The organism is Pantoea phytostimulans, from assembly GCF_046118715.1.
Taxonomy (GTDB): Bacteria; Pseudomonadota; Gammaproteobacteria; order Enterobacterales; family Enterobacteriaceae; genus Pantoea; species Pantoea phytostimulans.
Map to the genome: position 1 here is coordinate 56,470 of NZ_CP173698.1, position 21,086 is coordinate 77,555.

General features: G+C 51.7%; 22 protein-coding genes. 15 read left to right on the forward strand and 7 right to left on the reverse strand.

Features of this window, described 5'->3' with window-relative positions:
• The first annotated feature begins 228 nt into the window (after positions 1–228).
• On the forward strand, positions 229–1,755 hold the full coding sequence (locus tag ACF2G4_RS00280) for an FAD-dependent oxidoreductase (protein WP_332625434.1): 1,527 nt from the start codon (positions 229–231) through the stop codon (positions 1,753–1,755).
• Positions 1,756–1,990: 235 nt separating this feature from the next.
• On the opposite strand, the gene proC is transcribed toward ACF2G4_RS00280, so the two are convergent.
• Positions 1,991–2,803 (reverse strand): pyrroline-5-carboxylate reductase, encoded by an 813-nt coding sequence (gene proC, locus ACF2G4_RS00285; RefSeq protein WP_215847487.1) that lies wholly within the window; start codon positions 2,801–2,803, stop codon positions 1,991–1,993.
• A 91-nt stretch (positions 2,804–2,894) separates the two neighbouring features.
• Here proC and ACF2G4_RS00290 point away from each other — a divergent pair, with 91 nt between their 5' ends.
• From ACF2G4_RS00290 to ACF2G4_RS00300, 3 genes are read left to right on the forward strand one after another with little or no spacing between them, the layout of a single operon-like run.
• Entirely contained in the window at positions 2,895–3,404 is a 510-nt protein-coding gene (locus ACF2G4_RS00290; protein WP_215847486.1) for a hypothetical protein, read from the forward strand.
• A gap of 9 nt (positions 3,405–3,413) precedes the next feature.
• Entirely contained in the window at positions 3,414–3,857 is a 444-nt protein-coding gene (locus ACF2G4_RS00295; protein WP_409075294.1) for a DUF421 domain-containing protein, read from the forward strand.
• Between the two features lie 9 nt (positions 3,858–3,866).
• Positions 3,867–4,316 carry a YaiI/YqxD family protein gene (locus ACF2G4_RS00300; RefSeq protein ID WP_215847485.1) on the forward strand — a complete coding sequence of 150 codons (450 nt, stop codon included), beginning with the start codon at positions 3,867–3,869 and terminating at the stop codon, positions 4,314–4,316.
• A 2-nt stretch (positions 4,317–4,318) separates the two neighbouring features.
• Here ACF2G4_RS00300 and ACF2G4_RS00305 read toward each other — a convergent pair whose 3' ends face one another.
• Entirely contained in the window at positions 4,319–4,987 is a 669-nt protein-coding gene (locus tag ACF2G4_RS00305) for a DUF2076 domain-containing protein (protein ID WP_243078435.1), read from the reverse strand.
• Positions 4,988–5,272: 285 nt separating this feature from the next.
• Between ACF2G4_RS00305 and aroL the strand changes: the two genes are divergently transcribed.
• The 7 genes from aroL to ppnP all read left to right on the forward strand — a co-directional run bounded on the left by aroL (position 5,273) and on the right by ppnP (position 10,913).
• Positions 5,273–5,797, forward strand: a complete 525-nt coding sequence (gene aroL / locus ACF2G4_RS00310; RefSeq protein ID WP_215847484.1) for a shikimate kinase AroL — start codon at positions 5,273–5,275, stop codon at positions 5,795–5,797.
• Positions 5,798–5,913: 116 nt separating this feature from the next.
• Entirely contained in the window at positions 5,914–6,105 is a 192-nt protein-coding gene (locus tag ACF2G4_RS00315) for a YaiA family protein (RefSeq protein ID WP_215847483.1), read from the forward strand.
• A gap of 275 nt (positions 6,106–6,380) precedes the next feature.
• Positions 6,381–7,133: an IclR family transcriptional regulator gene (locus tag ACF2G4_RS00320; protein WP_243078434.1), complete on the forward strand. Its 753-nt coding sequence runs from the start codon at positions 6,381–6,383 to the stop codon at positions 7,131–7,133.
• A 197-nt stretch (positions 7,134–7,330) separates the two neighbouring features.
• Complete coding sequence (locus tag ACF2G4_RS00325; RefSeq protein WP_409075295.1) at positions 7,331–8,890, forward strand: OPT/YSL family transporter; 1,560 nt, start codon at positions 7,331–7,333, stop codon at positions 8,888–8,890.
• Positions 8,891–8,904: 14 nt separating this feature from the next.
• Positions 8,905–9,837, forward strand: coding sequence for a DUF1177 domain-containing protein (locus ACF2G4_RS00330; RefSeq protein ID WP_409075296.1), 933 nt, complete (start codon positions 8,905–8,907; stop codon positions 9,835–9,837).
• Position 9,838: 1 nt separating this feature from the next.
• Positions 9,839–10,516: an AroM family protein gene (locus ACF2G4_RS00335; protein WP_409075297.1), complete on the forward strand. Its 678-nt coding sequence runs from the start codon at positions 9,839–9,841 to the stop codon at positions 10,514–10,516.
• Positions 10,517–10,622: 106 nt separating this feature from the next.
• Positions 10,623–10,913, forward strand: a complete 291-nt coding sequence (gene ppnP / locus ACF2G4_RS00340) for a pyrimidine/purine nucleoside phosphorylase (RefSeq protein WP_009091800.1) — start codon at positions 10,623–10,625, stop codon at positions 10,911–10,913.
• A 30-nt stretch (positions 10,914–10,943) separates the two neighbouring features.
• On the opposite strand, the gene rdgC is transcribed toward ppnP, so the two are convergent.
• The gene (gene rdgC / locus ACF2G4_RS00345) at positions 10,944–11,855 is read right to left on the reverse strand and encodes a recombination-associated protein RdgC (RefSeq protein WP_243078432.1); all 912 of its coding nucleotides are present in this window, start codon (positions 11,853–11,855) and stop codon (positions 10,944–10,946) included.
• A gap of 146 nt (positions 11,856–12,001) precedes the next feature.
• Here rdgC and mak point away from each other — a divergent pair, with 146 nt between their 5' ends.
• Entirely contained in the window at positions 12,002–12,913 is a 912-nt protein-coding gene (gene mak / locus ACF2G4_RS00350; RefSeq protein ID WP_409075298.1) for a fructokinase, read from the forward strand.
• Between the two features lie 230 nt (positions 12,914–13,143).
• On the opposite strand, the gene ACF2G4_RS00355 is transcribed toward mak, so the two are convergent.
• Positions 13,144–14,538: a PTS transporter subunit EIIC gene (locus tag ACF2G4_RS00355; protein ID WP_409075299.1), complete on the reverse strand. Its 1,395-nt coding sequence runs from the start codon at positions 14,536–14,538 to the stop codon at positions 13,144–13,146.
• Between the two features lie 283 nt (positions 14,539–14,821).
• On the opposite strand from ACF2G4_RS00355, the gene ACF2G4_RS00360 reads away from it, so the two are divergent.
• Positions 14,822–16,021: an enolase C-terminal domain-like protein gene (locus ACF2G4_RS00360; RefSeq protein WP_409075300.1), complete on the forward strand. Its 1,200-nt coding sequence runs from the start codon at positions 14,822–14,824 to the stop codon at positions 16,019–16,021.
• A gap of 2 nt (positions 16,022–16,023) precedes the next feature.
• Here the strand turns inward: ACF2G4_RS00360 and ACF2G4_RS00365 are convergent, their stop codons facing one another.
• Together ACF2G4_RS00365 and eat are read right to left on the reverse strand one after the other, a co-directional pair.
• Complete coding sequence (locus ACF2G4_RS00365) at positions 16,024–16,740, reverse strand: GntR family transcriptional regulator (RefSeq protein ID WP_409075301.1); 717 nt, start codon at positions 16,738–16,740, stop codon at positions 16,024–16,026.
• Positions 16,741–16,893: 153 nt separating this feature from the next.
• Complete coding sequence (gene eat, locus ACF2G4_RS00370; protein WP_215847476.1) at positions 16,894–18,258, reverse strand: ethanolamine permease; 1,365 nt, start codon at positions 18,256–18,258, stop codon at positions 16,894–16,896.
• Between the two features lie 258 nt (positions 18,259–18,516).
• Between eat and ACF2G4_RS00375 the strand changes: the two genes are divergently transcribed.
• Both ACF2G4_RS00375 and ACF2G4_RS00380 read left to right on the forward strand, forming a co-directional pair.
• Positions 18,517–19,521, forward strand: coding sequence for a phosphotransferase enzyme family protein (locus ACF2G4_RS00375; RefSeq protein ID WP_409075302.1), 1,005 nt, complete (start codon positions 18,517–18,519; stop codon positions 19,519–19,521).
• Between the two features lie 155 nt (positions 19,522–19,676).
• Positions 19,677–20,744, forward strand: coding sequence for an AraC family transcriptional regulator (locus ACF2G4_RS00380; protein WP_409075303.1), 1,068 nt, complete (start codon positions 19,677–19,679; stop codon positions 20,742–20,744).
• On the opposite strand, the gene ACF2G4_RS00385 is transcribed toward ACF2G4_RS00380, so the two are convergent.
• Entirely contained in the window at positions 20,737–21,078 is a 342-nt protein-coding gene (locus tag ACF2G4_RS00385) for a cell envelope integrity TolA C-terminal domain-containing protein (RefSeq protein ID WP_243078425.1), read from the reverse strand. The two genes, ACF2G4_RS00380 and ACF2G4_RS00385, sit on opposite strands and share 8 nt — an antisense overlap.
• Between the last annotated feature and the right edge of the window lie 8 nt (positions 21,079–21,086).

The window sequence follows — 21,086 nt, forward strand, 5'->3', positions numbered from 1 at the left end:
TAGCCGTTTTTTATTTTGAAAAAGCGTATTCTTCTGCTAAGTCATTCGCCACGTATTAATTGCATGCTTCGTTAAAAACCCATTATAAACAAATAATTAGCCGCTGATTTTTATATTCAGACAATGGCTCGCTGAATTTTTTGCCACACTTACTGTTTGTAGGGTATTACGCAGCGGTTCGCTTACGACTGCGTAATTAATAATGAAAACAGCGAAAGGAGCCATGTCGTGAATTATCAATTTATTGTCGCCTTGAAAGATCTGCCGCAACGTCAGCCGACTAAAAAGAAATTAGGTGAAACCGAAGTGCTGCTGATTCGTGACGGAGAGAATGTTCACGCTTATCAAGCCAAATGTCCTCATGCTGGCGCACCGTTAGAGCAAGGTGCCCTCTGCGGCGACAAGCTGGTTTGCCCATGGCATAAAGCAGTGTTTAACATTGCGGACGGCAAAATGTGTGATCCCCTGGCGCTCGCCGATCTCAAGCAATATCCGCTGCGCATCGAGAATGGCCAAGTCTTAGTCAATCCCAAAGCGATGTCGCCAGCCGCTCCGATTGGCAGCGGCGCAGCGTCGCCGGTCTATGTGGTATTGGGGGGAGGCGCTGCTGGCAGCGCAGCGCTCTGGACGTTGCGTCATGAAGGTTTCAAAGGGCGCGTGGTGTTAGTGGAGCGCGAAGAGGACGCGCCTTATGATCGGACTGCGCTGACCAAATTTGTGCCCTCGGGGAAAATGGATATCAACGAGGTGCCTCAACTGCTCAAGGGCGATGTACTGGAACATATCGAGCGCATTCACGCCAACGTTGCGCGTATCGACAGCAAACAGCAGCGTCTGATTTTTAGTGAGGGCGGCGAACTCAGCTTCGATAAGCTGTTGATTGCCAGCGGTGGCGTTCCGGTTAAACCCGATTTGCCCGGCAATGATTTAGCCGGTGTGCATCTGCTCCGTAGTCGGCGCCAGACAGACACGCTGCTGAAAGAGGTGGATGAAAGCCAGCAAATTGTGATTATCGGCAATAATTTTATCGGTATGGAGTTGGCTTCGGCGTTACGCAACCGCGACATCGATGTAACGGTGTTGGCTCGTCATTCTGTTCCTTTTGCCAAAACGTTTGGTGAAGAGATCGGTAACTATTTCTATAACCTGCATAAATCCAACGGCGTGAAATTTATTGAAGGCGAAATAGCGTCGCTGGAAGGTGAGCATCACGTCACCGGTCTGCGTTTAAAAGACGGTAAAATTATTGCCGCTGATGTGGTGTTATTTGCCACCGGTATCAAACCTGCCACCTCATTTATTCATGATTTACCGCTACAGGAAGATGGCAGCCTGCAAACCGATGACCAATTACGGGTGGCAGAAAATATTTGGGTGGCGGGTGACATCGCAACCTATCCTTCGGCACAAGGCCCGCTGCGTATTGAGCACTATCGCGTGGCGCATCAGCAAGGCCGTATTGCGGCCAAAAATATGCTGGATTACGCCATCGTATACGACCGTGTTCCGTTCTTTTGGACCACGCAATTTGCCACCCGCTATGATTACGTGGGTCATGCTGAAGAGTGGGATGAATATAAATTGGTTGGCTCGCTTGAAGACAAAAACTTCATGGCCTTTTACGGGAAGCAGGGGCAATTAGCGGCGGTGAGTTCATGTGGCATGTATACGTTATCGGCGAAATTCGTTGCGCTTATGCAGCAACCGATGACGATGCAGGAAGGGTTGGCGTTGCTGGAAGAGAGTCACTCGTAGCGTGAAATGGGTTAACGTCCAAAACGTGCGTTTCAGAGGGTGATGACACGCTATTGCGTAAAGACGGCATAAATTCGTCTATGGAGCCTTGGCTTTCGCATCCAGGTGGATGCTTTTTCCCACAGCGTGCCGTCTCCAACTTTATATGGAGACGGCGCGACTGGGTGATGCAACTTCACTGGGCTGCGCGCCCTGCTGACACCACATATCAAAAGGTTTACGGCGGTTTAAAACGCTATCCGCGACTCAACTTTTCAGACTTCGCCATGCATTGCTGCATCGCTTCGATAACGGCAGCGCGGAAACCTTTCTCTTCCAGCACTTTTACCGCTTCTATGGTGGTACCGCCGGGTGAGCAGACCATATCTTTTAGCTCGCCTGGATGTTTACCGGTTTCTAATACCATCTGTGCAGAACCTTTCACAGCTTGTGCCGCAAACTGATACGCCTGCGCGCGCGGCATTCCGCCGAGCACGGCAGCATCTGCCATCGCTTCAATAAACATAAACACATAAGCAGGCGCCGAGCCGCTCACGCCCACCACAGAATGGATCAAATATTCGTTAACGACCTCGGCTTTGCCGAAGCTTTCAAAGATCGCGACCACTTCATCTGTCTCTGATTGTTCAACCAGAACATTTGGCGTTACAGACGTCATGCCTTCACTGACCAAAGAGGGCGTATTAGGCATGGCGCGAATGATTTTACGGTCATAACCGAGCACAGATGCCAGCGAATCCAGCGTCACACCCGCGGCAATGGAAACCACCAGCGCATCCTTTTTCAATTGTCCTGCCAGGTCTTTTAGCACTTTAAGAATCACGTTGGGCTTCACGGCACCAAACAAAATGTCGACTTCGCGTGCCAGTGCTTCAGCGCTCTCAGCCGCGTTAATGCCCTGTTGTTCGGCCAGCGCCTGGTTGGTTTCCGGTTTACGGTCAAATATCCAGATATTAGACGGCGCAATTTTCCCGCTGTTCACCAGCCCGCCAATAATAGCTTTCGCCATGTTGCCACCGCCAATAAACCCGATTTTCTTCTCTAACATCGCCGTCTCCTTAGGAAATATTCGATTTTCTTAGCGTGTTAGCTTACTTCAGCCAGGATTAATAACAAGTCAGCCGCAGAGAGAAGAGACGATGTCGAACGATGAACAACGCAGTAGAGACTATCCAGTAAAAGAGGACATGCTGTGGCAACGCCTTGAATGGCACATCCAGCGTTTCGGGTATGCCGTGTTGGTGTTGATTGTTATTGCAGGAGCCTGCGGCGCTTTTTCAAAGGGATTCCTCAGTGAGCAGCAGGTAAGCAGCAGTGATAAACGTTTGCAGGTCGAATATGAGCGATTTGGTCGCCGCGACAGCAACATGGATATTTCCTTTCACCTGCATCAACTGGAGGGCGATCACTATCAAATCACCCTGAGCGGTGAGCAACTCGGCGATCTGCCGATTCAGACGCTTCAACCTCAACCTGATGAAGCGTGGAGCAGCGCCAATACATTGATTTTGCGCTGGCAAAGACGTGCTGGTCAGCAAGACGCTACGGTTTGGTTAACTGTTCAGCCACAAAGTTATGGGCGACTGCCGCTCACGGTACAATTCGACGATCACAGCCAGGTAAAAGTGACTTCACTGGTTTATCCCTAGGAGAGCGACATGGAAACAGTATTGCGCGCGGCGAGTATGTATTTGCTGCTGATGGTGGTGCTAAAAGTGGCCGGACGACGCACCTTGATGGAAATGACCTCCTTCGATCTGATTTTGCTGTTGATCATCAGTGAAGCTACCCAGCAGGCGTTATTAGGGGATGATTTCTCGATCACCGGTGCGTCAATTACCATCATCACGCTGATTGTGATTGATATTATGTTTGGAATATTGAAAACAAGGTTTCCCCGCGTCGAAATGTTGATCGACGGAACGTCATTGATTCTGGTTGAGGAGGGAAAATTACTTTCACAGCGTGCCCGAAAAGCGGGAATCAGTGAAGACGACATTCTGCAAAGCGCACGCAGTTCGCAAGGACTGGAGCGGCTGGATCAAATAAAATTTGCCATTCTGGAGAAGAACGGCAAGATCTCCATCATTCCCCGAGAATAAGGAACTGCGATGTCTATTTGGGTCGATGCCGACGCTTGTCCGAATGTCATAAAAGAAGTGCTGTACCGCGCGGCGGACAGAACCCAAACCACCGTGACGTTTGTTGCAAATCAGTTTTTGCGCGTACCACCGTCGCCCTATTTGCGCACACTTCAAGTGCCCGCCGGTTTTGACGTGGCGGATAATGAAATCGTGAGACGCGCAGAGCCAGGCGATTTGGTGATCACGGCTGATATTCCGCTGGCCGCAGAGATTATTGAAAAAGGTGCTGCGGCGCTGAATCCACGCGGTGAGCGTTATTCAGAGGCAACGATTCGTGAACGGCTGACTATGCGTGATTTCATGGATACGATGCGCGCCAGCGGTGTGCAAACCGGCGGCCCAGCGGCGATGAGTCCGCGTGACCGCCAACAGTTTGCGAATGAGCTGGATAGCTGGCTCAGGCAGCAAAAACGCTGAGATTAGACGAAGCTGTCGTCGTCGAAATCATCGCCGCCAACGTCATTAAAATCATTGTTGTCGGCGAAGTTGTTATCCCAGCCACTGTTTTGATCAAGGAATGATTGCTGATCGCCTCCGTTAAAGGTATCGAGATTGTTGTTCACGTCCGGCAATGGCGGCTCGTTGATGATGTTCACAATCTCCTCTGGCTGAGAATGGTGGAACATGCTGGTCAACATGTCTGCCATTACCACACCCCCCGCCACGCCCACAGCGGTTTGTAACGCGCCGCCGAGAAAACCGGTGCCGCGTGCTGCCGGTGCATTGGCATATTGCGGTGGCTGCTGTTGTGGCGCGTTGTTCCAGACTGGCGGCTGCTGTTGTGCAGGGGGTTCCTGGCGTGAATGCCCGCCAAATAATCCTGAAAGGAACCCACCGCTGCTCTGCTGGGGCTGCTGTTGCTGTTGAGCAACACGATTTTCCAATTCAGTGACGCGCTCATTCAGCTTTTTCAGCGCCGCTTCCTGAATCAAAATCGCCTGCGCCATGTAATAAGGTGCGCCTGGCTGTTCCTGTAGATGTTGCTTAATCAGTTGTTCAGCGGCGGCATCGCGCGCTGTGGTTTGACTTTCAGCCTGTTTTAAACGGCTAAACAGCCCATCAATAAGTTGTTGCTCTTCGCGTTGCATGATGACTCTCCTGTTGCGACTCTTATAGAGTATATGAGGGCCAGCATGGTTAAAGTAAAATGACGGTCAGTAAGTAAATGTTGCGAAGGTAAGGGTTGAGTGCTCATGCACAAAACGTGCATCAACTATTCTAACGATTTCAAAAGATTATTCTCAATCTCCTGCATCTACCACGCAATTGATGCTTGATAGGTGGAGGTGATAATAAAATACGGTTATTATGCGTCGCATTATTGAGCTGAACGCACAGCCGCTCTGGGCTGCCACGGCGGAGGAACTGCCCTGATGTCACTACCCATCTTTCTGATTGGCGCACGCGGTTGCGGCAAGACCACCGTTGGCGAAGCACTGTCGCAGGCGCTGGGCTACGCTTTCTGCGACACCGATCATCACTTGCAGCTTGTTACACAGCGCAGCGTAACGGAAATGGTGGCGGAAGAGGGTTGGGAAGGTTTCCGTGCACGCGAAAGTGAATCACTCAAAGCGGTTACCGCACCCGGCACGATTATCGCCACTGGCGGCGGCATGGTGTTAGCGGAAGCGAATCGCCGCTTTATGCGCGAAAATGGCCGGGTTATCTGGTTAAGCGCACCGCCCGAAGTGTTGGCTGAACGCCTGGAAAACCAGCCAGAAGCGGGGCAGCGTCCAACGCTAACGGGCCGCCCAATTGCGGAAGAGATGAGCGATGTATTACGTGAACGCGCGCATCTTTATCGTGCCGCCGCACATCATGAAGTGAACGCCATGCAACTGCCCGAATCTGTTGTTGAGGAGATTTTGCAATCACTTTCACTGGCACGCGCGAGCTGATCTAACCCTCAGATTTTTCCCTGTTTTAGTTACCTTTGCTCTCATTTGACTATACTTGCTTTCTGACAGGCAATTGCCTGTCTTGTGGAATGCTATTTAGCCAAGAGGGACTGATTATGCCAACAAGACCACCGTATCCACGCGAAGCGCGTATTGTGCCCGTCGATAAAGGCGCAGAAGACAGCAAGGTAACCTGGTATGAATTGCGTGCCGACCATCCCACACCCAATACGCTCATTAGCGAACATAAATCGGAAGCTGAAGCGCAAGACGCTAAAGACCGTTATGAAGATGTGGAAAAAGAGTAAGGCAATTCCACTGGCAAGGACGCCAGTCAACTGTTTCCTCTCATCATTGCCCTCTGCGTATTTACTTTAATTTCTCGTGTTTCTCATTTATTACTGCATCCTGTCCTGCTTTTTATCTTCAATACCCTATAAAACGCCTGGAATTAAACGTCAGACACGTTATTAAACTGCCTAAAATTTGCCCTGAGGTTAATTTAAGCTTGACCGATTAAGCGTCACGTTTTACTTTCGCTGCATCGAAACAGGAACTCTGTTCCATATAGTGAAACTGCTAAATGACCACACTCGAAAACGCATCCGCCGTACTTAAATTGTTTCAGCGTAAAGGTATTACGCAGGGACATGCCGGGCTGACGTTTACAGACGTGGTCGATGCGCTAACGCTGCCGAAAAGCACCGTATCGCGTTTGCTGGCAACCATGGAAAGTCAGGGTTTGCTGGAACGTGATCCCGAAACGCGCAGTTTTCACATTGGGCGCGTATTGCTGGCGGCAGCAGGACATTATCTCTCTGCACCGCTGGTTGATAGCGTTTCGCCAGCGATGGTGCGCCTTGCCGCCAATACGGGCTGCATGGGATATGTCTCTAAACTGGACAGACAAGAAGTGCTGGTAATGCGCATGTTCCACGGCCGCCACTTTACGCAATTAGTCACTCCGCCGGGCAGCCGCATGCCTGCCGTCGCCACGTCGACTGGTCGGGCGTTGTTATCGCTATTAAGCGATGAAGATGTGAAGGCGTATTATCAGGATAACTGGCAAAACGTTTCGCCCAATTCTCCGCAGAATGTTGAGGCGCTGTGCGAAACCCTGGCTGAGATCCGCCAGCAGGGCTGGTCGCTGGCACGTAATGAAACGTTGTCTGGAATCAGTTCGTTATCAGTCATTGTTAACAATAAACATCATGGCGAATCGGTGGCGCTCTGCCTGTCGTTTCTGTCGCAGGATGCTGAGCCGGGATACCCGCCAGCACTATTAGACGCGTTACGCGCAACGGCTGCAGAGATGGCCGATAAATATGGCGCGTAACCTCTAAATGATTTTATCGGCGTAATATTTCGCCACACCGGGAAAACTCAGGCCTTCGGGCCTGTTTACTTCACTTTACCCAGCGTATTTTGCGCTGCAGGTAAATCAAGGATGAAATTTAAAAAATGACGTAAGCGAGCCTTTTGGCTCGTGAAGCGTTATTTCATTTCGTCTGGGTATTCATTGGCGGGGACAATATGGAAAGGGTAAATCCTGTAAAACAGGTTGGCGTTGCTCTGGTTTTAATTTTACTTTCAATAGCGGGGGCGATAATTGGCATTCAGCTAATTACCACCATCGGCGTAACACCTAACACTTCTATTATTGGCGCGCTCTTTGCGATGTTATTAGCGCGTATTCCTCTGCAAGCTTTCCGGCGTTATCGTTCGATTGAAATACAAAACCTGGCGCAAACGGCTATTTCCTCTGCCACCTTTGGTGCGGCAAACAGTTTATTAATGCCCATTGCTGTTCCGTGGGCGTTAGGTGAACCTCAATTAGTCTTTCCATTATTTTGTGGCGTCAGCGCTGCGATGTTACTGGATGCCTATTTACTCTATCGCTTATTTGATACGCGCGTATTTCCAGCCAGTAATGCATGGCCACCGGGTGTTGCCGCAGCTGAAGCGATCAAAGCCGGCGATCGCGGTGGACGTCAAGCGTGGTTATTGGTGGTTGGCATTGTAGGTGGCATCGTCGGCTCCATGTTGAAGATTCCTATGTCTGCTTTTGGCACCGCGTTTATCGGCAATATATGGGCGCTGAGCATGTTAGGAATAGGTTTCCTGTTTCGGGCCTATGCGCAACCGATTGCCGGCATTGATATCAATGCGCTTTATATTCCCCACGGTGTCATGGTGGGGGCCGGTTTAGTGGCGTTGATTCAGGTAGCGATGGTGATTCGCAGCCGTAAACAGGATTCGCTGGTGGTCAGTCGTAACGGCAGCGAAGTGAAACGCGCGCTGGGTCTCGGCGGCGTCGGCTATCTTTTAATTTCAGCCCTGCTGGCGCTGGCAGGCGGATTGTGGAGCGAAATGAGTATCGGCATGCTGCTGCTGTTTATTCTCTACGCCGCGTTTGCCGCTTTTGTTCATGAATTGATTGTCGGCATTGCCGCGATGCATTCAGGTTGGTTCCCGGCCTTTGCCGTGGCGTTGATTACCCTGATTGTCGGTATTTTGCTTGGCTTCCCGCCGCTGGCGCTCTGCCTGCTGTGCGGCTTTACGGCGGCTACCGGCCCGGCTTTTGCAGACATGGGTTACGACCTGAAAGCGGGCTTTATCCTGCGCGGTAACGGCGCGGATATGCAGCAAGAATTATGGGGACGTCGCATTCAGTTGATCGCCGCAATGATCGCCTTTGTCGTCTCGATTCCACTGGTGTGGTATGCGCACACAATTTTCTTTGCTGAGAACCTGCTACCGCCGGTCGCACGCGTTTACGCAAAAACTATTCAGGCCGGAGCCGAACCTGGCATTGCCGGTAATTTGCTGATGTGGGCCATTCCCGGCGCGATTATTCAATTCATTGGTGGACCGAAGCGCCAGCTCGGCGTTCTGCTTGCCACTGGTTTATTAATTAATAACGCGATGGCGGGTTGGGCGGTAGTGGTGGGTATTGCTTTGCGTATTGTCATTATTCGCGTCTGGGGCGAGCGCGGGCGTTCGCCGATGGAAGTCATGGCGGCGGGCTTTATCGCCGGTGACGCTCTGTACAGCTTCTTTCATTCGCTGTTTGCCAGTAGCAGTAAAAAATAACTAAGGGATCGACGATGAGTTTGCAGCAGACTTTGCAGGTATTTGAATTATTCGACAGCGCGTTTGTGGATGGGCAGCAGGTCGTGGATCTGTTTGCTGATTATCCGGGTGTTCGCGCTACATTCAAACGCGTTAGCGGTCCGAAAGGGCGCACCGACTTCGTAAGAGTCGATATTCCTGGTAGCAACGGCAAAGCCACCGGCGGTAATGCGCCGACGCTGGGCATCATTGGACGTCTGGGGGGGATCGGTGCGCGTCCAACGCGTATCGGCTTGGTGTCTGATGCCGACGGCGCTGTAGCGGCCATCACCAGCGCCCTGAAGCTGGCACAAATGCAAACCAAAGGCGACGTGCTGGCGGGCGATGTGATCATCACTACGCATATTTGCCCGGATGCGCCAACGCGTCCGCATGAGCCCGTCGATTTCATGGATTCACCGATTGACGACGTCACCATGAATGACAATGAAGTGGTTGAGGGCGTGGATGCGATTCTGTCGATCGATACCACCAAAGGTAACCGCATCATCAATCACAAAGGTTATGCGTTATCGCCAACGGTGAAAGAGGGCTACATTTTGCGCGTTTCCGACGATCTGCTGCGCATTATGGAAATGACCAGTGGCCGTCCTGCAGTGACGTTTCCGATCACCACGCAAGACATCACGCCTTACGGCAACGGTATTTACCATTTGAACAGCATTTTGCAGCCCTCCACCGCGACCGATGTTCCGGTAGTCGGTGTAGCGATTACCGCTGAATCGGTGGTGCCGGGTTGCGGAACGGGCGCGAGCCATGAAGTGGATATCGCGGCGGCGGCGAAATTTGCCGTTGAAGTAGCGAAAGAGTTCGGGCGCGAAACCTGTCACTTCTATGACGCAGACGAGTACGCCCGTTTGCTCGCGTTATACGGCAGCCTAAGCCATCTACGTAACCGGAATCCATAATATGAATAAATCCCTGGTCACGCTGACCATTGGTCAGTCACCGCGCATTGATATTCTGCCGCTGCTGCTGGAGCATCTGCCTGCCGATCACATTGATCATGTAGGCTTACTGGATGGTATGAGCGTTGCGGAGATTGAAGCGCAGTTCGCGGCTGAACCTGGCGACAGCATTTTGGTGTCGCGCTTGCGGAATGGTCAACAGGTGCGACTCGCTGCGCCGAAGGTTGAGCAGGGATTACAGCAAAAGATAGACGCACTGGAAGAAGCGGGTTACGACACTATTCTGCTGTTGTGCACCGGTGAATTCGGCACGCTAAAGGCGCAACGCGCATTACTGCTGGAGCCAGATCGCATCATTCCGCCGCTGATAAAATCGATTGTTCATCAGCATCAGGTAGGCATTGTGGTGCCGGTTAAAGAGCAAATTCGTGAGCAGGCCAACAAGTGGCGTCATCTTAATAAGCCACCTTGTTTCGCTGTCGCCAGCCCCTATTTAGCCGATGAATCTACACTGCAAGCCGCAGCGGAGGCGTTGCTGGCGCAGGGAGCAGAAGTGGTGGTACTGGATTGTATTGGTTATCACCAGCACCATCGCGACTTCTTGCAGAAGAAGTTGAGTATTCCGGTGTTGCTTTCAAACGTGCTGGTGGCGAAGTTGGCGGCAGAGCTGATCGTCTGAGGTTTAGTGAGATCACACTCTGCTACATCGCTGGTTTTTTCACGTGACAGATCAGCGAGTTCCCTTCTACACTGCCAGACACCTAAATGTGCTGTGAGGAAGTATTATGCTCAACGTAAGTGAGTATTTTGACGGAAAAGTTAAATCCATCGGTTTTGACAGTGCGAGCACAGGTCGTGCCAGCGTTGGTGTAATGGCCGAAGGCGAATATACATTTGGCACCGGCCAACCCGAAGAGATGACTGTGGTCAGCGGATCATTGAAAGTGTTGCTGCCTGGCGAGACTGAGTGGAAATGGTTTGAAGCGGGTTCGGTGTTTAACGTACCGGGCCACAGCGAGTTTCATCTACAGGTGGGTGAGCCGAGTTCTTATCTCTGTCGCTATCTGAAAGACTAAATAAATGGCCGCACGATGCGGCCATTTTTTTTAGCGCTGCGATTCTCCGCCCAGCGCTTCCACCAGATTACTGGTAAGCGCGGCGAGTTCGCTGGTCATCAGGATAAAGTCAGCGTCGAAGCGCTGAGCAAAATCTTCACGATCGATATCGTCGTTTTGATCGCGTAGCGTGTCGCTGAACTTCAGGCGTTTTACCGAACCATCGTCCGACAGCACAAACTGGATGCGTTCCTGCCAATCCAGCGCCAGTTTAGTCACCAGCTTTCCGGCTTCAATGTGGTTAGCGATTTCATCACACACCAGATCTTGTTTCTTGCAGCGGATTACGCCGCCATCTTCCAGAATCGCTTTTAACTCCGCTTCATCCATTAGCGCAAAACCGGCGGGCAGATCGCCTGAGCGTACCCATTCAGTCAGTGTCAGCTCAATCGGACTTTCTAACGTCAGCGGCACTACCGGCAATGAACCGAGGCTTTTGCGCAGCAAAGCGAGCATATCTTCCGCTTTTTTGGCGCTGGCGCAGTCAACCATGATCAGGTTGTTTACGGTGTCGATCCACATATAGGTCTGGCTGAAACGGCTGAAAGCACGGGGGAGCAAACTGTGCAGCACTTCATCTTTCAGCGAATCTTTTTCGGTCTTTTTCAGCTTGCGGCTCTGTTCTGCTTCCAGCTTGTCGATTTTGGCTTCCAGCGCCTGTTTAACGACGGGCGAAGGCAGCATTTTCTCTTCTTTACGGGCGCAGATCACAATCTGCCCGTTATTCTCATGAGTCAGTGCGTCACTGCGATTGCCCATCGGCGGCACCCAGCCGGTTTTGCTCATATCCTGGCTGCCACACGGCGAAAAAGTAAAGGCGTCGAGCTGTTTTTCCATCTCGTCTGCGGACAACGGAATGTCACGATTCAGACGATAAACCATCATATTTTTAAACCACAACATCAGGATTCCTTACCGTGGCGCGATCGGGCGCACAAGTCTAACAGAGTCAGCGCGCATGATAGCGAAACATAGGATTGGTTTCATTGCCTTTCCGGTAAGCGCCCTCTACTGTATCTCTCACCTGAACGAATAATGAGGAATAAACCGTGCGTATAGGCATTGATTTGGGTGGAACAAAAATTGAAGTTATCGCCTTGTCTAATGAAGGCCAGGAGTTGTTTCGCCATCGCATTAATACCCCGCGTGACGACTACCAAGCCACGGTACAGGCAATTGTTGACTTAGTGCTATTGGCAGAAGAGAAAACCGGTCAAACCGGCACCGTAGGATTAGGTATTCCCGGCACGATTTCGCCGTATAGCCAGCGCGTAAAAAATGCCAATTCCACCTGGCTTAATGGGCAACCGCTGGATAAAGATTTAGCCGAGGCGCTGAATCGTGAAGTGCGCATCGCTAACGACGCGAATTGTCTGGCCGTTTCTGAAGCCGTGGATGGCGCGGGCGCAGGCAAATCGCTGGTGTTTGCAGTGATCATTGGTACCGGTTCGGGTGCCGGTGTCGCCATCAAGGGTGAATCACGCATTGGCGGCAATGGGAATGCGGGCGAGTGGGGACATAATCCGCTGCCGTGGATGGATGCCGATGAATTACGTTATCGCGAAGAAGTACCGTGTTATTGCGGGTTGCAAGGGTGTATTGAAACCTTTGTGTCAGGCACCGGTTTTGCCATTGATTATCAGCGCCTGAGTGGTGTGTCGCGTAAAGGGGCTGACATTATTCAGTTACTGGAGCAGCAGGATCCGGTTGCTGAGCTGGCGATGAGTCGCTACGAGATGCGCCTGGCGAAGTCGCTGGCGCAGGTGGTGAATCTGCTTGATCCCGATGTCATTGTGTTAGGCGGCGGCATGAGCAATGTTGATCGCCTATATCACACGTTGCCCGCGTTGATGAAGAAGTGGGTATTTGGCGGAGAGTGTGAAACGCCGGTGCTGAAAGCCATGCATGGTGATTCGAGTGGTGTGCGGGGAGCCGCTTGGTTATGGCCGCTGAAGGGCTGATATTGGCGTTAAGTGCCAAGGGTGTTTCAGGCGGCACGGGCGGTTGTTTCCTAAAGACGGCGTAACCCGTTCCCTGCAGCCTCGTCCGCCACTTCCTTGTGGCGGACGCTTTACGGCCACAACTCGCCAGCACCCATTTATCCATTGTGCCGTTGTCAAAACAGCAACATCTACGCTCGGATCAGCCCTGGCTTCCATGCAATCTTAAAGCAACGAACGCCCTACACATCTTACTGTAACTTTTGCGAAGCGATGTGTAATGACTCGCTCTTTCCGACTAACAAGAGGGTTAATGAGTAGGAAAGTACCAGCGCTATTCCCACGCCAGATAAAGCGAATATGAAGTAGGGGCCAATATAAGCGGGCAAACTGAAAATGCTCGACAGGATATAACCATATAAACGCACACCGAAAAAACCGACGAAGGCAGAGGCAACGGAGCTGGCTATGGTGGCGGCAATAAACGCTTTTTTGTAGCGCGTAAGCACGCCAAACAGCGCGGGTTCAGTTATGCCCAGCAAGGCGGAAATAGCCGCTGAAAGCGTGACGGTTTTATCCTGGCGATCTTTATTAAGGGTCCAAATGGCGAAGGTAGCACCTGCAATCGACATATTGGCCATAAACATCATGGGCATCAGCATGTCATAGCCGCGGTCGCTGAAATTTTGCAGGGCAATGGGCGTCATAGCGTGATGCATACCGGTTAACACCGCCAGCGGGCGAATAGCCCCAACAATAATTCCGGCAAAACTGGATGAAACACCAAATAATCCCTCAATAAACCATGCCAGACCTTTGCCCAGCCAAATGCCGGTCGGGCCGATAATCACTAACGCGGCGAGTGCGGCAAGAAATAGCGTAAGCGTTGGCGTGAATACCGTTTTCAACACATCCGGCATGATTCTGTCCACGCCGCGATGAATATAACTCAACGCCAGAATGGAAAAAATCACGGGAATGACGCTCGATGCGTAATTAAATATTGAGACCGGCACAGCATTCAAAAACCAAAATGCGGTGACGGCACCTTCCTGATGAGTTGCCAGCGCTTTTGCCGCGTCTGTTAAAGAGGGATACATCAAACAGGCCGCTACCGCAGCTGCAAGGTATTCATTGGTTTTAAATATTTTTGCCGCAGAAACCGCCAGGAAAAAGGGCAGGAAATAAAAGACGCCGCTGGCGATGAGATCGATTACGATAACCGTATCGCTTTTCGCTGAAACCACGTTAAGCGCAACCAGTCCGGCTAATAAGCCTTTGATCATGCCTGCACCCGCAATGGCCGGAACAATCGGGCCAAACACACCCGAGACGGTATCCATGAACAGAGAGACGAGACTTTTGCGTGCTTTATCCTGCGGTTTTTTATTAACCGCTTCTGGTTTCAGTACGGCAATTAATTGCTCATGCCAGCTATTCACCTTTGGGCCAACAATAATTTGAAATTGATCGCTTTGCATCTGCGCGCCTAATACGCCCGGCAATTTTTTAATCGCTGCATGATCGACTTTATTCTCATCAAGCAGATCGAAGCGTAAACGCGTCATGCAATGCCAAACCTTATTAATATTATCCTGCCCACCGACTAGCTGAATAATCGTATTCACAATTTCTTGCGTACCCATAAAAACTCCTGCGGACAGAGGTTATTGTTTTAATTAGCGAGGGAATGGTAATGAATGGGTGATAACAAAACAAACCAATAAAACATGAGTAAGTTCACACTTTGCAGCAATGAAAGGGCTTAACAAGGCTGTTTGACTAAATTGGTTCGTTTTTTTAACAAAAAAATAAAAGAAAACTGACCAAAATAAAGTTAAAAAAACGTTTTGCTTCAGAGCAATTTCGAGGTGAAGATATTTGCCTGAATATTTTATTTCCTTTGATAAAAAAGTAGGAGCTCATGCTGTGACCCCAACGATTATTGAAAATATCGAGTGTTTCATTACTCGTCCGGATCGCCATAATCTGGTGACTGTGCGCGTTACAACCAATAAAGGCGTAACAGGTCATGGCTGTGCTACGTTTCAACAGCGTCCGTTGGCCGTAAAAACGTTAGTTGATGAGTATTTAAATCCGCTGCTAATCGGGCGTGACGCTAATAATATTGAAGACCTCTGGCAAATGATGAACGTTAATGCCTACTGGCGTAACGGTCCGATCATGAATAATGCGATTTCCGGTGTCGATATGGCGTTGTGGGACATCAAAGGTCAGCTGGCAGATATGCCGCTTTATCAGTTACTGGGCGGAAAATCACGCGATGCGATTGCCGCCTATTCCCACGCCAGCGGGGAAACGCTGGAAGCCTTGTTTCACTCAGTAGATGAATTACTGGCGCAAGGTTATCGCCATATTCGTTGTCAGTTGGGCTTCTATGGCGGCACGCCAGAAGCGTTGCATTCGCCACAAGATGCGACACAGGGCGCTTACTATTCTCAGCAAGAGTACATGACCAACACCGTTGAGATGTTCCGTGCGCTGCGCGAGAAATATGGTAACAAGCTGGAAATTTTGCATGATGTGCATGAGCGACTGTTTCCGCAGCAGGCGGTGCAGCTGGCTAAACAGCTGGAGCCTTTCCAGCCCTATTTTATTGAAGATATTTTGCCGCCGCAGCAGTGCGCCTGGCTGGAACAGGTGCGTCAGCAAAGCAGCATTCCCTTGGCGTTAGGGGAGTTATTTAATAATCCGGCAGAATGGCATGATCTGATTATTAATCGCCGCATCGATTTTATTCGCTGTCATATTTCGCAAATTGGCGGCATCACACCGGCAATAAAACTGGCGATATTATGTCAGGCTTTTGGGGTTCGTCTGGCATGGCACGGACCGGGCGATATGACGCCGATCGGCGTGGCGGTGAATACCCATCTCAATATTCATTTTCATAACGCGGCAATTCAGGAGTTTATTCCACGCTCAGCGTTAACTGACGCCGTATTCCCCGGCGCGCCAGAGGTGAAGCAGGGTTATGTTTATCCGCCACAACAAGCGGGGATTGGCGTCACCTTCAATGCTGAACAGGCGGCACAGCATCCGCTGGTTTATCGTCCCCATGAATGGACGCAAAGCCGCTTGCCTGACGGCACAATTCACACACCTTAAACTCAGCGATTTTCCTGACGATACTCAAGATTATTGTGATTAAAAGGGGTGAGGTAAGTGCAGGTGTAATTGATATCGGTAATGTCGCTAATTTCATAAACGCGCCCGCCCTGCAACATGCCCCGGTTGATGATGTGCATCGCCGGGCTGCCTTTTTTACAGCCTAGCAACGCGGCCTGTTCACGACTGATACAGATTGCGCGATAGCTGGTGAGCATATGTGAAATGGTATAGCCCTTGCTCAGCACATATTTTTGCATTGAGCGTTCAGTGACCTCGCGGGTGAGATCGGGAAACAGTGACACCGGCAGACGAGAATGCTCAATCTGTACAGCGAGATCATCAACATAGCGCAAGCGGCAGAAGGCCCAAATAAATGTCTCGTCATCAATGTCGAATATCTTCTGTTCATCGCTGTCGGGTCGGCGCTTGTGCAAACTGATGAGGCGGAAGTGAATTTGGTCAAAGCGTTTTTCGGTGATCGAGTTGTAGACCAGTGGATTGCTGCGCACTGACGCATTAATCCAGATGCCCGAACCCTGAACAATGCGTACGGCGCCAATGCTAACCAGTTTTTCCAGTGCCTGACGGATAGTGAAGCGTGACACGCTATACTCTTCGGCCAACTGGCGTTCGGGTGGGAGTTTACGCGGCCCGTCAGCGTCGGACTGATAAATCTTGCTAAGCAGATCCTGGGTCACGAACTCTTTTTTCTTCATCTACATTCCTGCTGCGCGTCACGTGTTGGCTTGGCAGGAATCATATCACTCGCAAGCAAAGCGTTAATAGCAAAGGCCGATTTAGCCAAATCGTCTGGTCACGACTGAATAAACCGGCCTCGAGTACCTCTTTAACCCAGGTAACGCGTTAACTTATTCTCCCACTAGCATGCTGTCTTGTGGTGCGCTGTCGCGTTGTGATTTAGTCGCCAGGAAATAAAGATATCCCACTGCCATAAATGCCACGAACAGCGCGCCGATCACTGGGTTAAACCACAACATCGCCAACAGACATACCACTGAAAGCACCAACGCAATGCCAGGGACAATCGGATAACCCGGCGCACGGAAACTGCGTTCCATTTCCGGTGCCGTTCGGCGCAGCTTGAACAGGCTAAGCATGCTCATGATGTACATTACGATGGCACCAAACACCGCCATCGTGATCATCGCGGCGGTCAGCGTCATGCCTTGCAGATTAATAAAGCCATCACTGTAAATTGCAGCGATACCAATTAAACCGCCCGCGATAATGGCGCGATGTGGCGTCTGAAAGCGTGAGAGTTTCGCCAGACCTGGCGGTAAATAACCGGCGCGGGCCAAAGCAAAGAACTGGCGAGAATAGCCAAGAATAATACCGTGGAAGCTGGCAATCAGACCAAACAGGCCAATCCACACCAGCATGTGCATCCAGTTAGAGTTTTCACCCACAATCATTTTCATGGCTTGCGGCAGCGGATCGTTGATACCTGATAACGTGCGCCAGTCGCCCGCGCCGCCGGCTAACACCATCACACCAATCGCCAGCACCACCAAGGTCAGGATGCCAGTAATGTAGGCTTTCGGGATGGTGCGCTTAGGATCTTTGGCTTCTTCTGCCGCCATCGCCGCGCCTTCAATGGCGAGGAAAAACCAGATGGCAAAAGGAATTGCCGCGAAAATACCGGAAAGCGCAGGCATGCCAAAGCTGTCGCTGCCCGCCCAGCCGTGAGACGTAAAATTGGTCAGGCTAAAGCCCGGTGAGACCACGCCCATAAACACCAGCAGTTCCATCACCGCCAGTATCGTGACCACCAATTCGAACATCGCGGCCAACTTCACGCCGAGAATATTCAGCGTCATGAAAACAATATAGGCACCGACCGCCGCTGTTTTAGGATTAAGATCGGGATATTGCACGTTGAGATAAGCGCCAATTGCCATCGCAATCGCCGGGGGTGCAAACACAAATTCAATCAAGGTCGCCAGGCCAGCAATCATTCCGCCCGTTTCACCAAAGGCGCGGCGGCTATAAGCAAACGGGCCACCGGCGTGGGGAATGGCGGTGGTCAGTTCGGTAAAGCTGAAAATAAAGCAGGTGTAGAGGGTGGCAATCAGCGCGGTAGTGATTAAAAAGCCCAAGGTGCCCGCCACGCCCCAACCGTAACTCCAGCCAAAATATTCGCCTGAAATGACCAGGCCAACTGCGATTCCCCAAAGATGCAGGGCACCTAATGTGGGTTTGAGCTTGCTCGTCATAATGTTATCCCCGTCGTTGTTGGTGCTAAGCGGCATGGACACCGCGATTTAATCGTTTGCGCTACAGTGAAGGGATAATGCCGCTGCCTGGGTGATAAAGACTTGACGCGGGCGCGGTGAGTTTTGTCCTCCACGGTCAACTTAGAGGCAAAAACGGTGCCAGATGCACGCTGCGGTCAACTTTAGGTGGCCTGCGGTCAAGCAGTTGCGGAGCTGGCGTCCCATGCTGATAACACGCAAGCTACTGGAGCCGAACTGATGAGTGCTAAACAATATGACAGTCTGACTGATTTCCAACTGACCGCGCTGGCGCAGCAGGCGCTAAGCCGCTATCCCGCTGCGCTTCAGGGCGAGCTGAGCTTGCTGTGTCGCTCCGAAAACGCCACTTTTCTGTTAAAAGCGGCGGGAAAGCGCTACGCGCTGCGCCTGCATCGTGGCAATTATCATCAGAAAGCTGACATCGTCAGTGAATTGCTGTGGCTGGATGCGCTGCGGGAAACCGGCATCGTGGTGCCGGAAGCGGTAGCGGATAATGAAGGGGAAAAAGTGTTGACGCTGTTGCTGCCCGAAGGCGGCGCGCGTCACGTGGTGTTGTTTCACTGGATCGAAGGCGAGATGCCCACCACCGATGTCGATCCCAAAGCCTTTCAGCAGTTGGGCAATATCACCGCACGACTGCATCAGCACAGTAAAAGCTGGCAGAAACCCGCCGGATTCCAACGCATCATTTGGGATCACCACACCATGACCAGTGCGCAAAGTCATTGGGGACGCTGGCAAGACGCGCCAGCGCTCGATCCTGCGGATCATGGCGTGGTTGAAGAGGCGATAGATCGTGTGGGCCAGCAGTTAGACGCTTTCGGTAAAGGCGCGGATCGTTACGGTTTGATCCATGCGGATCTTCGCCTGACTAACCTGCTGCTGCACAAAGGCGAAACGCGGGTGATCGATTTTGATGATTGCGGCCTCGGCTGGTATCTGCATGATCTGGCCGCCGCGATCAGCTTTGTTGAGCACCATCCTCGTGCCGGAGAGTGGGTCGAGAATTGGATCCGCGGCTATGAGCAGGTGGCGCACATCAGCGATAAAGAGATGGCGATGGTACCGACCTTGCTGATCCAGCGCCGTATCCAGCTTACCGCCTGGGTAGGATCGCATGCTGAAACTGAAATGGCGCAGAGTTTGGGGCCACAATGGGCTGCGCATTCTGTCCGTCTTTGCCGCCGCTATCTGGAAACTGAACAGCTGCCGGTCGGCGCGTAATGCACCAGCGGTGAGCGCATATGCGCTGCCGCGGTGCCTCGCTTCGTTTCTTTTACGCGTGCTTTACGTTAAAGGTGTGATATCGCGCCATCCTGAGCTGGTATGAAAATTGCTGCACAGAAAGAGAGATCACTAATCTACTTTCTGAGGCGACCATGAACCCGACGATGATGAGACAGCCCGACGCGTTTGCCGCACTCTCGGCGGCGGGGTCGGGCAATCATGGCGTGCTGGCGGCGGCAGCTACCGGCCTCAGCGACTTTATTCATACTCGCGGCGGCGATGTAGATCGCATATTTGGCATTAGCGGCATCGATCCTGAACGGCTCGCCAGTCCGACGCTGAGTCTGGGGCTGGTCAACTATTGCCGCGTGATGGAAGAGGCGGCGCGTCACTCTGCGTTTGATAACTTCGGTTTGCACTACGGCAAGCAGTTTAAACCGCAGTCATTAGGCTTGATTGGTTACATCGGGTTGTGCTCGGCCACGCTGGAGCAGGCGCTACACAATGTAGTGAATGCTTTTCCCTGGCATCAACACGATACCTTGACCCGGCTGGTGGACAAAGGCGACAGCTGGCGGCTCGATTATCAGGTGCGCCACGGTGCGATCCTGACGCGACGTCAGGACGCCGAATTAACCTTGGGCATGTTCATGAACCTGATTCGTCACGTTGCCGGTAAAAACTGGGCGCCGCGCGAAGTGCATTTCGAACATCCACGTCCAGAACAGTGGCATGAGCACTGCAAAGTGTTTGATGCGCCGGTGTGGTTCGATCAACCGTTTAATTCGCTGGTGATCGCCAAGCGCGATTTGATGCGCAACATGCCAGAAAGCGATCCGATGTTATTGATGGTGATGCAGGATGCGATTCGACGTTTAAACAGCGCGGCCTCACAGCAGAGTATTGTTGAGCAAACGCGTTCGCAGGTTAATCTTTCGCTGATGCAGGGCGAACCGGTGCTGGAAGAGATAGCGGATAAACTGGGATTATCAGGCGCATCGTTACAGCGGCGCTTACGCGAAGAGGGGATAAGTTTTACTGCGCTGGTGGATAAAGTGCGTTGCGAAATGGCGACGCACTATTTACAGCAGAAGCAGCTGCCCATCTCAGAGATGGCGCTGCTGCTGGGATATTCAGAAGTCAGCGCTTTTTCACGCGCTTTCCGCCGCTGGTTTGGCATCAGCCCACGCCAGTGGCGGCAGGATCTGCAGGTTAGTTAGCGTCGGTTTGAGGAAAGATAATCTCCAAACCTTCAGGCGCGTTTTTAGGCGGTAAAGGTAAATTGCGCATGCTGCTGACGGTTTGCCAGGATTTCAGGCACAGCGCTTCATCGCCTTCAGTGCGCAACACATTGTATCGGCCATCTGGACGACGTTGTGCCGTCACTTTGCAGGTTTTGCCCGCATATTTCGTGCTATCGCCGAAGTTCTGAATCAATGCGCTATTCACCTGTTGCAGATACGCATTAACCTCTGGATCCGTTCCCGTGGCCGCTTTTTGACTGCATCCCGCCAGCAGCGCAACACAGGCGCTGCAAATGATCCATTTCGTCATTCTCATCT